Source organism: Chryseobacterium glaciei, from assembly GCF_001648155.1.
Lineage (GTDB): Bacteria > Bacteroidota > Bacteroidia > Flavobacteriales > Weeksellaceae > Chryseobacterium > Chryseobacterium glaciei.
Genome location: NZ_CP015199.1, coordinates 453,661 through 467,471, shown reverse-complemented (window position 1 = coordinate 467,471; position 13,811 = coordinate 453,661). Strand labels below are relative to the sequence as shown.

Below are 13,811 nucleotides of genomic sequence, written 5' to 3'. Positions count from 1 at the left end.
GCCATATAGGTTCTCAAAAACTTATATATTTTCGAATGGGAGGGGAAAGAAAATCGTTGTTGATATTAAAATAAATTTCATATCTTTGCACCACTTTTTGTGGGTAAGGTTTGAAAAGGTAAATTATTAAAAATTAATTACTTCCGTATTTTTTAAATCCACATTTATTCAAACCATTAAAAAAGAAGGAATACAAATTTTATTAGAAAATGTCAAAAGAGACAAATTCAGCAGAGGTTATTTTAAACCAAAACGTAGCACCAGAACAATTTGATTGGGATTCTTTCGAATCAGGTCTTGATGCAGACGCAAGAAAAGAAAAAAGTGATTTAGAGGAAATCTACAACGGATCTTTAAGCAGTTTAAACGATAACGACGTTATCACTGGTAAAGTTGTAAGATTAACTGATAAAGAAGCTATCGTTGACATCGACTTCAAATCAGAAGGTGTTATTTCTCTTAACGAATTCCGTTACAACCCAGGCCTAAAAGTAGGTGATGATGTTGAAGTAATGGTAGACAGAAGAGAAGATAAAACAGGACAGTTACAGTTATCTCACAGAAAAGCTAGAACGCTTAAAGCTTGGGATAGAGTAAACGAACTTCACGAAACTGGAGAAATCGTTAACGGTTTTGTTAAGTCTAGAACTAAAGGTGGTATGATCGTTGACGTTCACGGAATCGAAGCATTCTTACCAGGTTCTCAAATTGATGTTAAGCCAATTAAAGATTACGATCAGTTCGTAGGTAAAACTATGGAGTTCAAAGTTGTGAAAATCAACCCTGAGTTCAAAAACGTAGTTGTATCTCACAAAGCATTGATCGAAGCAGATATCGAAGGTCAGAAAAAAGAAATCATCGCTCAACTTGAAAAAGGTCAGGTTCTTGAAGGTACTGTTAAGAATATTACTTCTTACGGTGTATTCATTGACTTAGGAGGTGTTGATGGATTGATCCACATTACAGACCTTTCTTGGTCTAGAGTGAACCACCCATCTGAAATCTTAGAAGACGGACAGACTGTAAAAGTTGTTATCCTTGATTTTGATGACGAGAAAACAAGAATCCAATTAGGTATGAAGCAATTAGAAGCTCATCCTTGGGATGCTCTTTCTGCTGACATGAAAGTTGGAGATAAAGTAAAAGGAAAAGTAGTAGTTCTTGCTGACTATGGTGCATTCGTAGAAATCGCTCCAGGTGTAGAAGGACTAATCCACGTTTCTGAAATGTCTTGGTCTACTCACTTAAGATCTGCAGGTGATTTCGTGAAAGTAGGTGATGAAGTTGAAGCTGAAGTATTAACTTTAGATAGAGAAGACAGAAAAATCTCTCTTGGTATCAAGCAATTGTCTAAAGATCCATGGGAAAACATTGAAACTAAGTACCCAGTTGCATCTAAGCATGTAGGAACTGTAAGAAACTTTACTAACTTCGGTGTATTCGTTGAGTTAGAAGAAGGTATCGACGGTTTAATCTATATCTCTGATCTTTCTTGGACTAAGAAAATCAAGCACCCATCTGAGTTCTGTGCTGTTGGTGATAAATTAGATGTTGTAGTTCTAGAATTAGACATCCAAGCTAGAAGATTATCTCTAGGTCACAAACAATTGACTGAGAACCCATGGGATAAATTCGAAACGAAGTATGCTGAGGGAACTATTCACGCTGGTAAAGCGGTAGACGTTCACGATAAAGGAGCTTCTGTACAATTCGAAGATGCTGAGGTTGAAGCATTCTGTCCTTCAAGATTATTAGAGAAAGAAGATGGATCTAAAATCAAAAAAGGTGAAGATGCTCAATTCAAAGTAATTGAATTCAACAAAGAATTCAAGAGAGTAGTAGTTTCTCACACAGGTATCTTCAGAGACGAAGAGAAGAAAAACGTAAGAGATAACTCTAACAACAACAGATCTAACAATACATCGTCTTCTTCAAATAACGAAGAAAGATCAACTCTTGGTGATATCGATGCATTAGCAGAATTGAAAAGAAAAATGGAAGAAGGTAAATAATCCTTAATTCATTTTATAATATTAAGCCACTCTTTTTGAGTGGCTTTTTTTTGTTAGTTATTTTGAGATTTTACATTGATAATAAATTATTTTCACAATATTTCACTATGTATAGAAAAAAATATTATTTTTAAGCAAAATTAAATAACAAAACTTTAACTATGAAAAAAACATTTTTACTATTCCTTCTTACATTAGTGATGTCTTTGGGAACACTACGCGCTCAGGTTGGCGGAGGAGATTACGTTATTATGCTTGATAATGGTTTTTCCATTAATGATCAAACTTTTGCAGAGATGAAACTAGGAGCCAGTAAATTGGTTGAGCAGCTTTTGTCATGCAATCCCAAAAACAGGGTTGCTGTCGTTCATTACGGTGCCGGAAAATATAATGCTCCGAATACAAGTTTTGCTCCGAGAATTTATATCGAAAATGATTTTACCAACGACCATTCTGTCGCGCAGAATATTACAAGAAGACTTTATTATGGGGATCACTTTCATGAAGCGTTAGGATTGGTAGGAAACGCACTGGATGGTATTCCCAATGCGAATATTATAAGTCCGCAAACTACATTAGGTGTGAGTTCAAACCCTTTATACATTGTTACATTTACCGATGCAAACAGAAATGTGGGAGCAATAATCAACGGTTCTTATTTAGTAAATTATACTAATCCGGGATTAAATACTAATGATGCTTTTAAAAATGTAATAGATTTTAAAGTAAACAAAGGAGCGAAATTCGCTTTTGTACATCTAACTATGGTTTCAAACGCAACAACTCAAGCAGCACAAAGAGCGGCGGCTGCTATTGCAAGTCCGGGTGGGGCATATTCAGGTTTAATTGAAAATTATCCTGCAGATCCTGATGCTGGTATATTGCCAAGGCTTTACTATAATAGAACAAACGGTTTTGGATTATATAGCGAAGAAAGTCATTATTGGAGTAATCTTGCCAGCAATATCTGTAATTCTTCAGGATGGGGAAATGTGAAGTTTGAATATGAGCCAGGTATGTGCAGAAATGGTGCACAATACATTAATGGAGATTATATATTGCCGGCAGGAGCAACTTTCGATGCGCTTAAATTATCAATAACTGATATCGATACCGGAGCATCTTATCCTGTAGATTTTAATCCGACATGGATTGGAACTCATTTTAATTATGGACTTCAAGCTCCAGATTTTAATAGTGTTCCCTTTGGATTGGCGAATTATAAATTTAAACTTACTCTGATCTATACTTATCAGGGAAACACATACGAAACATACAGCTGGAACAACTATCCATGGTTTGATGTTGATATGAATATGGACTGCCCGTTGAGAATAGCTCCGCAATCTCTTGAGAAAAAAGCAGGATTTAAACTTACTCCAAACCCGACAGCAGGTGCATTTAAAGTAGTATTGGATGAAAATATCACAACAGGATCATTAACGGTTACGGATGTGAGCGGTAATACGGTTTATAAAAAATCATTTAAAGATCAAAAAGAAATTGAAGTTGATATACATTCTCAAAATCAGGGAATTTATATTGTAAGAGTAACTTCAGATAAAAATGAAACATATTCTGGAAAATTGATCAAAAAATAATTATAATTAATAATTTGAAAAAAGACTGCCTTTTGGTGGTCTTTTTTTGTTGAATGAAGCTGTTGATAGGTTGTTAATAATGGTTTGATTTAAAATAATTAATCGTTTTCTGATTATTTTATAAAAAAAATAAATTAAATGTTTTCTGATTGTGAATTATTTGTAAATTAGCGCCTTTATTAGTGTATATGAAAAAGATAACTCTACCTCTTTTATTTGCTGCATTCGCAGTACTTCCTTCTACTTTATTTGGACAAGATAACGAAAAGTTGATTAAAGATTATATTTCTCAAAACAAAATCAGAGATTATAAAAAGTCAGACCTTACGAATTTCATTATTGATAATGTTGATAATTCCAGATCCTTAAATGGAAATGTTGTTAAATTTCAACAAACTTATAACGGATTACCGGTATATAGTTCTGTCGGGACAGTATTAATTAAAGACAATAAAATAGTGTATTATACAGATAATTTTGTAAAGAATTATTCTGTTTCTACACCTAATACTGCGGCAATAAGTAAAACTGCGGCACTTCAGAAAATAGCTGACGATCTTCAGAATCAGGAAATTAATAATTTAATTATTCATAATCAGTCTGAAAAAAGTGGAAACAAGGTTGCATCAGCAAGCCAAAGACTGGTGTATGCTAACGATGGGAACGAAAATCTACGTTTAGCATATGAATATAGTTTTGCAGAGCCTAAATCTGCAAATTATTGGAATATTCTGGTTGATGCAAACACAGGAAATATCATTGAGAAAAATAATTTAACATTATCATGTAATTTTACGCATGAGGCTTATGCTCAAGATTCTTCACATGAGCATTTTGCAAATAATGAGAATCAGTTGATAAGTTCTGAAGATCAATCTCAACAAAATTCTGCTTTTTTCCTTCCGGATAATGCATCTTATAATGTATTTCCATTACCTATTGAATCTCCTACTTTTGGGTCTAGATCGGTTATTTCAAACCCTTGGATGCTTAATGCCTCTCCTGAAGGCTGGCATTCTGATGGTACAACTCATTATACGACAACCAGAGGAAATAATGTTTTTGCTTACGAAGATGTTGCAGGAACTGCTTTAACAGCTCCAAACTATTTGCCTGGAACTCCTGCGGATGGAGGAGTATCAAGAAGTTTTAATTTTCCTTTTAGCATTAATGGAACTCCTGTATCGAATAGAAATGCTGCGATCACCAATTTATTTTATTTGAATAATAGAATCCATGATGTTTTCTATCAGTTTGGATTTACAGAATCTGCAAGAAATTTTCAGCAGAATAATTTTGGAAAAGGAGGTTTAGATGATGATTCTGTATATGCAGAAGCGCAAGACGGAGGTGGATTGAACAATGCTAATTTCTCTTCTCCACAGGATAGTTTTAATCCTAGAATGCAAATGTATTTGTGGTCTACGGTAAACAGATTATTCTTTTATAATGCACCAAGTGCTGCAATTCCTCGTACACCTGGTACTGGAACAGCTCAATTTGGACAGGCTTTAACGGCTACCGGAGTTACAGGGAATGTACAATTATCTTCAGTATTAGACGGATGTACTCCATTACCTGCCAATTCACTTGTTGAGAAAATTGGATTGGTAGAAAGAGGAACATGCTCATTCGTTGTTAAAACAAAGAATTTACAAGATGCCGGAGCATTGGCAGCCATCATTTATAATAATACAGCTAACGGATCTACCATCGGGAATATGTCCGGAGTTGATGCTACGGTTACTATTCCTTCAGTATTAATTACTAACGCAGAGGGTGAATATATTAAAACTCAACTTGCTTCAGGAGCTGTAAATGTAACATTGAAAAACGATCCTGCAACAAGTGTAACTCCTGACGGAAGTTTTGATAACGGAATTGTTACCCACGAGTACGGACACGGAATTTCGAATAGATTAACAGGCGCAGGTTTTGGATGTTTAAATTCATCTGCTGATAAAGAGCAAATGGGCGAAGGCTGGTCAGATTTCTTTGCTTTAATGTTGACAAACAAAGCGGGAGATAACGCGACAGTAGCAAGAGGAATGGGTACTTATGTACAAGGACAGGATATTACCGGAGGTGGTATCAGACCTGCAAAATACTCACCTAATTTTGCTATTAATGATTTCACTTATACTGATACCAACGGAATGGAGTACAATAATGGATCTGCTATCGTTCCTGATGTACACTCAATTGGTTTTGTTTGGGCAACAATGTTATGGGATCTACACTGGAAGTATGTTGAAAAATACGGATATTCTTCTGATGTGACTGCAAACACGACTAACGGTAGTTCTAGAGTTCTACAATTAGTGACTGATGCATTGAAACTTCAAGCTTGTAATCCAACATTTATTGATGGTAGAAATGCAATATTAGCTGCTGAATTAGCCACAACCGGAGGTGCAGACAAATGTATGATCTGGAATGTTTTTGCAAAAAGAGGTTTAGGAGTTAATGCAAGTGCCGGATCTTTGACTAATATCAATGATCAGGTGCAGGATCTTACGGTACCAGCTGAATGTAATGTATTGGCAACGAACGAAGTGAAAGTGATTAAGAATACAATTTCGATCTATCCAAATCCTGCTAAAAACGAATTTTTCATCAATTTCCCAAGCAACACTCTTGGAAAAGTAAGTGTTGAAATTTATGATATGTCCGGAAAATTAGTTTCTTCAGAAGATAAGATTTCTCCTGATGCTAAAAAAGCAATTTCTACAGATAAATTAGTAAATGGAGTATACATGGTGAAGATAAAGGGTCTTGGATTTGATGCTTCTTCTAAAGTTATTGTTAAGAAATAATTTTTAATTAAATAATGTTATGAATCGCCGCAAGCAAAGCTTGCGGCGATTTTATTTATCTATGATACTAATCACCTTCGGACAAATTTGATTATTATATCGTAACTTTGGCGGCTGTTTAAAAAAATTATGAAGAAGAAAAATATACTAAAAGGAGTTTTATTTGTCGGGATCGGGGCCAGTATATATGGTATGTTGGCAACATTTGTTAAAATGGCTTATCATGACGGATACACGACTTCGGAGGTTACTACGTCGCAGTTCGTGTTGGGATTGTTGGGATTATTGATTTTGAATTTTATCCAAACAATAACATCCAAACAAAAACTATCAACACCAAGTGGTAAAGAAATCAAAATGCTAATGTTAGCTGGTACTTCTTTGGGTTGTACAAGTTTGTTTTATTATATCGCAGTTCAGTATATCGCCGTTTCTATTGCAATTGTATTGTTGATGCAGTCTGTTTGGTTCAGCGTAGTTGTTGAAAGTTTCTTAACTAAAAAACTACCGAACGCCAGAAAAATAGTATCCGTTGTCATCGTTTTATTAGGAACGATATTGGCGACAAACCTTATCAATATGGACATTGAGCTAGACTGGCACGGAATCTTCTGGGGATTATTAGCGGCGGCATCTTATACATTAACAATGTTTACATCCAATACTTTAGCTACTCATTTACCTGTTTTGAGAAAAAGTATTGTGATGCTTTCAGGTGGTTCAATTGTGATCTTTGCATTCTTGTTTTTTGCTCAGATTGGACCAATGTATTCTGATGGTTTAAAATCAATTTATTTAAATTTTACAGAAAATACACAACATATTCACTCATTTGATTACTCCATTTTATGGACGTATGGCTTTGCTCTAGCTATTTTTGGAACGATTATTCCTCCGATTTTATTTAATATAGGTTTCCCGAATGCGGGATTAGGTTTAGGAAGTATTGTTTCATCATTAGAGCTTCCGGTTTCTGTAACAATGGCTTACGTTCTGTTAGGCGAAAAAGTTGAATTGATTCAGTGGATGGGAATTATATTAATTCTTTTCGCTATTGTTTTAATGAACTTACCTTCCAAAAAAGGATTTATTGTTGCGGAAGTATCATAAAAAATCTAAATTAAACTAAAATAATAAGTATAAACCGTTTCTTTTGGAACGGTTTTTTTATTTTTTTAATGAAAAGACTTTTCCATAGCTTAAGCAACGCCAAAGCCATTCTAATAATCCGTAATTATATTTTTTCAGCCACCATTTGCTGAAGAAAATCTGTAAAATAAAGACGAAAATGGCTATCACTACATACCAGTATAATGGCCAATCTACTTTTAAAAAGATAAGCAGAAAAAATGCAATGATGTTTTGGGTGATATAGTTGGTAAGGGTCATTTTACCTATAACCTGTAATGCCGAGAAAGTCCTTTTAGCCTTGCCGGCATTATACATCCAGATAATTCCGGTGGTTATAAATGTCATAATAAAAAGTATTTCAGGATAAAATAGATTGTAATAAGTATTGAATTCCCATTCATATTTTTCGATTAAGATTTGAGTGAAAAACAGAACAATTGAAAAGCTTAAGCTGATCCAAAATATCTTCTTTAAAAGTTTTGGACTGTTATTTATTTTTGAGAAAAAATTGCTGCGGTGTAAAGCAGCACCTATTAAGAAACAACCTAATTGTATCAAATGTAGTATAATAGAATAGCTTAAGCGCAAAAACCATTTATATCTCATAATAAGGTTGGCTTTGATATGATCTAAAAAAGTATTCTTGTCGTAAAATTCATAAAACAGATCACGGTCTTTTGGAGCAAATAATAAATGATGCCTACCTAAAAAAGATTGTAAAAATGGAGTTAATAATAAGATCGTTATTCCAAGAATAAATAGAGTCTTTGTATCAAAGTTGTAGAAAAGCAGTAATACTAATCCCATGAAGGCGTAATCGTTGAGAATATCACCTCCGAAAAAGAGTGTATTAATAAAGGCAAAAACAAATAACCACAGCATACGTTTAATGAAAAATAAATTTGTCGGTTGCCCGCTGGAGCTTATCTTTCTTAATAATATTGAAAAACCGAAACCAAATAATATGGCGAGTAAGGTCCAACCTTTCGAACCTAAAATAACTTCCAAAATATTTTCTATGAGAGAAGTTACGGTGTCAGTTTCTGTTTGTATTGAATGGTTATTCCAGGTGTATATCGTGCAATAATTCATGATGACAACGCTAAATAACGCCCAGCCTCTTAAAATATCGATAATGGGAATTCGCTGATTTTGTAAGATAGGACTATTGTCATTCATAAACAGGTGTGATCAATATGAAAGCATCGTAGAAATAATGCTTTCTGGTTATTTTGTTCAAATATACTTTTGTATTTTATGTTGTAAATATTATTTATGTTAATGTTTCTATAAAAGGACTCTTTAAGGTGGTAATTATCGTAAAAACTTCAAATTGAAATGAAAATATTGATTATAAACTATTCTCTTTAAATCGGTTTATTTAATTTTATACTTAAATAAAATTTCATGAAATATTTTAAAAATGCTGTTGCGGTTATTATGTTATCGATTGCGCCTGCTTTACTATTTTCACAGGTAAAACCTTTGGATGCAGATCTTACGAATTATCAATATCCTTATGAAGCTCATTTCATCAATTTAAAATCTCAAAATAACGATTTGAAAATGGCTTATATGGATGTAAAGCCAAAAATTTCAAACGGAAAAGTAATAATGCTCCTTCATGGTAAAAATTTCAATGGAGCTTATTGGAAACAGACGGCAAAAGATCTTTCAGATAAAGGTTTCAGAGTCATTATTCCGGATCAGATTGGATTTGGAAAGTCTTCAAAACCTCAAAGTTATCAGTTCTCTTTTTCTCAATTGGCGGAAAATACAAAAGCAATTTTGGATGAATTGAAGATTGATAAAACAATTGTTTTAGGTCACTCAATGGGTGGAATGGTTGCCACGAGATTTACATTGCTTTATCCTGAAAAAGTTCAAAAATTAATTCTTGAAAATCCAATCGGGCTTGAAGATTATAAAACTTTTGCAGGTTATCAGACGATAGATCAGGCATATCAATCAGAGTTAAAAAATACGGCGGAAACGTATAAAAATTATCAGTTAAAATTTTATTATGACAATAAATGGAAAACAGAATATCAGCCTTGGCTTGATTTGATCGCAGGCTGGACTTTCCATTCCGATTATCCAAAAGTAGCTTGGGATGCAGCTTTAACTTCAGACATGATTTACAATCAACCTGTTTGCTATGAGTTTAAAAATATTAAAACTCCAACTTTATTAATTATCGGAACAAGAGACAGAACGGCGATAGGAAAGGATAGAGCACCTAAAGAATTACAGCCAAAAATGGGGCAGTATCAGGAATTAGGAAAAAAGACCCAACAACAAATTGAAGGTTCAAAATTAGTTGAAATTGAAAATGTTGGCCATCTTCCGCATATTGAAGTTTATGATAAATTCTGGAATGCTTTGTATGATTTTATTATGTAAAGAAGGAAGTTGGAAGAGGGAAGTTGGAAGTTTACAGCATTGAGAATAGTATAATCCGCTATCCATAAAGTTTGTCATTCCGGAGGAATCTAGACTTATTTTGTAGAGATCGAATTATAAAAATCCTCGTTTAGATTCCTCCGGAATGACAAAGATTGTGCTAGCTAAATTGTAAAAGTTATACTTAGAAAGAACGTCAAAAATTCCTTGGTGGCTGAGGTTCCCGAAGTCACCATCCCTGAAATCCTAGCCCCGATTGCAATGAAAATCCTTTTTTGAAAAAAAAGATTGTAATGAAAAGCGGGAAATAGCTTCAAATAAAAAGAGACTGCTCAAATATGAACAGCCTCTTTTTGTATGTATTGTTGTCTGAATTATTTCTTCTTGTAAGTAGCGTCTTTAATTCTCGCTTTCTTACCTCTAAGATCTCTAAAGTAATAGATTCTAGATCTTCTAACGCTACCTTTTCTGTCAAGTTCAATTTTTTGAAGAGCTGGCATGTTGATAGGGAATACTCTTTCTACACCTACATCACCAGACATTTTTCTGATTGTGAAAGTTTTTGTAGAACCAGTACCTCTTAATTGAATAACTGTTCCTTTGAAGAACTGAGTTCTTGTTTTTTGTCCTTCCTTAATTTCGTAATAAACAGTGATTGTATCACCTGCTTTGAATTCAGGAAATTCTTTTTTTGTAATGTACTTGTCTTGTACGTACTTTAATAAATCCATTTTTAATAAAATAAAATGTTAAGGCTAAGCAACTTACACGTTTTTCGTCAGAGGTTGAATAACAGGTTGCAAATGTACAAAATACTTTTTGAATATGCCAAATAATTTTTTGTTATTAAACTACATATTTTCAGTGTTTTTGACTCCAAAAATTAACATATCCTTTACGCAGACGGCAGATTGAGTTTACATGGGAGTTTTACTTTTGCCCGAACTAAAAAGGGCAGTAACCTTTTCCTCAAATCATTGACACACAATTTAAAACTCTATACACTACTTATTATGAAACACTACTTATTTTTTTTCTTTTTTGTCGTCCAGATGACATTTGGGCAGGCTTTGTATCCATATTTACAAAACCCAACACCAAATTCTATGATCGTTAATTGGAAGACCTCTTCTAATAATGAAACAACCGTTATTTACGGAAATTCTCCTACAAGTTTGAATGTTACCGTTACAGGAACAACCAACATTTTTTCAGACACAGGATATAATAACAACTATTATTATCACACGGCGAAAATCACAAACTTACTGCCGAATACCAAATATTATTACAAAATAAAAACAGGAACCAGCGAATCCGCGGTTTACAACTTCAGAACACTGCCTTTGCCGGGACAACCTGTAACAGCGAATGGGAAAATTCGTTTCCTAATTATGGGAGACAACCAGATCAAAGCTGAGCCTAGATATGATACCTTAACTTTAAATGCCTTTAAGAAATTAAAACAAAAATTTGGGCCAACTTCAGATCCTTCTGATAATGTGGCTTTGACTTTTATGGTTGGAGATCAGGTAGATGTGGGAACATTGGATCATTATGAAAATGTACATTTTAAGAAAAATATCAATTTGTCGCCTTATCTTCCGATCCAAACTACAGTTGGAAACCACGAGACTTACGGAACGATGGGAATGAATTCTTATTACGCTCATTTCTATATTGATGAAATTAAATATAAAAATATCAGCTCAGGAAATGAGAATTATTATGCTCAACAAGCTGGAAATGTTTTATTTATCAGTTTAAGTTCAGAACATACAGGTTCAGCTCAACAAACTTGGCTTCAACAGATTTTAAATGAAGCAAACAATGATCCGACAGTAGATTGGATTATCTCATTAAGTCACAGACCTTATCAGGCTGAGCAATATGTAGGTGATATTTCAACTTGGGTTAGAAATAATGCAGTTCCACTTTTAACAACATCTAATAAATATTTGATGCATGTTGGAGCTCACCACCACTTATATCACAGGGGACAGTTAAAAGATTCTCCAAATTATCAGCTTATTTCTGGTGGAGTGGCTTGGGATCAATATTGGGGAATGTCTACTGAGCAGGATTTTGATGATGTTCAGAAAACATTGACAGACTGGACGTATCAAATCGTTGAAGTTGATGTTGCCAACGGAAAAGTTGATGTTGAATGTTACTCAATCGGTGGAGTTTACAATAAAAAGAATAATGAATTAATTGATACATTCCACAGGTATAAAAATCAGCCAAAACCTGCAAAACCATCAATTACGAATACTTTTTCAGCACCGATAACTTTGCCATTAACGTTAAATGGAAGTACTTTTTCATCATCAAACAACGAATTATTAAATACAACTCAGTTTTTAATAAGTAAAGCAGCTGATTTTTCTGTTATTGAAAAAGAATTCTACAGAGATTTTGAAAACTGGTTCGGGAAAGACGGAAACGGAACGCCTGATAAAACTAAAAACTTAAATGCTGGAGTAGATATCACCAAAGCTACCATTGGAACCAATTCTATCTCAAACGGAACTTACTATGTAAAAACCCGTTACAGAGACAGAAACTTAGAATGGAGCGATTGGAGTGATGTGAAACAATTTGAAGTTATTGGAAGTGTAGTTTCTAATCCAACATTTGTTTTAGATAAAACTGAATACACTCAAAACTCACCTATCACAGCCACTTACACAGGAGGCCCCGGAAATCAGCAGGATTGGGTTGGTATCTATAAAAAAGGTCAAAGCCCTGCAGGAGTAACGTCTCAAGGTTTTATCTATACTAATGGACAAACTGCCGGAACAGCTCTTTTCACGAATGGTTTGCCTAATAAAGGTCAATATTACGCTGGATTTTTCGCTAATAATGGTTACACGGAAATTACGCCAAGAAAAAATTTCTACGTAGGGCCAAAAGTTGTATTACAGGCTTCTGCAGATACTTATCCTGTGGGCGGAACAGTAACAATTAATTTCAGCAACGGTCCAAATTTAGTAAAAGACTGGATCGGAATTTACAAAATGGGACAAACTCCCGGAACGAATACTTCAATCAAATGGGATTATGTAACAACAGCTTCAGGAGCGCTTAATTTCACAGGACTTCCGAAAGGATATTATTACGCTACCTATTTGCTTGAAGATGCATATACAACAATTGGTGAGAAAGTTTTCTTTAAAGTGGGAGACATTGTTACCGAACTTTGGACGAACAAACCGGTTTATACTTTAGGTGAAAGCATCACTGCTTCGTGGACGGATTCTCCGGGAATTATCAAGGATTGGTTGGGAATTTATCCTCAAAATATCCAGACTCCGGATGATAATTTTGTTTCTTATACCTATTTTGATGGGGTTACGCAAGGAACAAAAACAATTCAGGGAACAGCAATTCCTGCGACACCGGGGAATTATTATATGGTAATGTTTACCAATGATTCTTATACGGAAGTTTCAAACAGAGTGCAGTTTCAGGTTTCGGGGCCAACGTTAGGTATGGATGAAGTTCATAACAATACAACTAAAAACGTAGTTCTGTATCCAAATCCTACAAAACCTGGTCAGCCTACATTCATAAAAAGTGATTATCCAATTGATAAAATTGAATTACTTTCTGCCAATGGAGATCTATTGTATGAATCTAAAAATATCAACAATCAAAGATTTTCTTTGGTGAATGAAAACCTTCCAAAAGGAGTGTATTTTGTGAAAGTTCACACAAGAAAATTATTCACTTTAAAATTAATTATTCAGTAAAATTTCAAATCAAATAGTACAACAAAAGCGAGAAATAATTTTCTCGCTTTTTCTATTTACTAAAAATTGAAAGTAAATAGGCATTACATTTAT

The 13,811-nt window shown here is 34.1% G+C and carries 8 protein-coding genes; 6 read left to right on the top strand and 2 right to left on the bottom strand.

Annotated features, from left to right (window positions below; all coding sequences use genetic code 11):
* The first annotated feature begins 209 nt into the window (after positions 1-209).
* From rpsA to A0O34_RS02080, 4 genes are all read left to right on the top strand, one after another.
* The gene (gene rpsA, locus A0O34_RS02095) at positions 210-2,012 is read left to right on the top strand and encodes a 30S ribosomal protein S1 (RefSeq protein ID WP_066750779.1); all 1,803 of its coding nucleotides are present in this window, start codon (positions 210-212) and stop codon (positions 2,010-2,012) included.
* Positions 2,013-2,173: 161 nt separating this feature from the next.
* Entirely contained in the window at positions 2,174-3,613 is a 1,440-nt protein-coding gene (locus tag A0O34_RS02090; protein WP_082891079.1) for a T9SS type A sorting domain-containing protein, read from the top strand.
* Between the two features lie 188 nt (positions 3,614-3,801).
* On the top strand, positions 3,802-6,429 hold the full coding sequence (locus A0O34_RS02085; protein ID WP_066750775.1) for a T9SS-dependent M36 family metallopeptidase: 2,628 nt from the start codon (positions 3,802-3,804) through the stop codon (positions 6,427-6,429).
* Positions 6,430-6,558: 129 nt separating this feature from the next.
* A complete protein-coding gene (locus A0O34_RS02080; protein ID WP_066750773.1) occupies positions 6,559-7,539 on the top strand; it encodes an EamA family transporter in 981 nt (326 codons plus the stop codon).
* Between the two features lie 57 nt (positions 7,540-7,596).
* Here A0O34_RS02080 and A0O34_RS02075 read toward each other — a convergent pair whose 3' ends face one another.
* Entirely contained in the window at positions 7,597-8,739 is a 1,143-nt protein-coding gene (locus A0O34_RS02075) for a DUF418 domain-containing protein (RefSeq protein ID WP_066750771.1), read from the bottom strand.
* A gap of 228 nt (positions 8,740-8,967) precedes the next feature.
* On the opposite strand from A0O34_RS02075, the gene A0O34_RS02070 reads away from it, so the two are divergent.
* Positions 8,968-9,963, top strand: coding sequence for an alpha/beta fold hydrolase (locus tag A0O34_RS02070; RefSeq protein ID WP_066750769.1), 996 nt, complete (start codon positions 8,968-8,970; stop codon positions 9,961-9,963).
* A gap of 374 nt (positions 9,964-10,337) precedes the next feature.
* On the opposite strand, the gene rplS is transcribed toward A0O34_RS02070, so the two are convergent.
* Positions 10,338-10,694, bottom strand: coding sequence for a 50S ribosomal protein L19 (rplS, locus tag A0O34_RS02065; protein ID WP_066750768.1), 357 nt, complete (start codon positions 10,692-10,694; stop codon positions 10,338-10,340).
* A 282-nt stretch (positions 10,695-10,976) separates the two neighbouring features.
* Here rplS and A0O34_RS02060 point away from each other — a divergent pair, with 282 nt between their 5' ends.
* A complete protein-coding gene (locus tag A0O34_RS02060) occupies positions 10,977-13,718 on the top strand; it encodes a fibronectin type III domain-containing protein (RefSeq protein ID WP_066750765.1) in 2,742 nt (913 codons plus the stop codon).
* Positions 13,719-13,811: the final 93 nt, after the last annotated feature.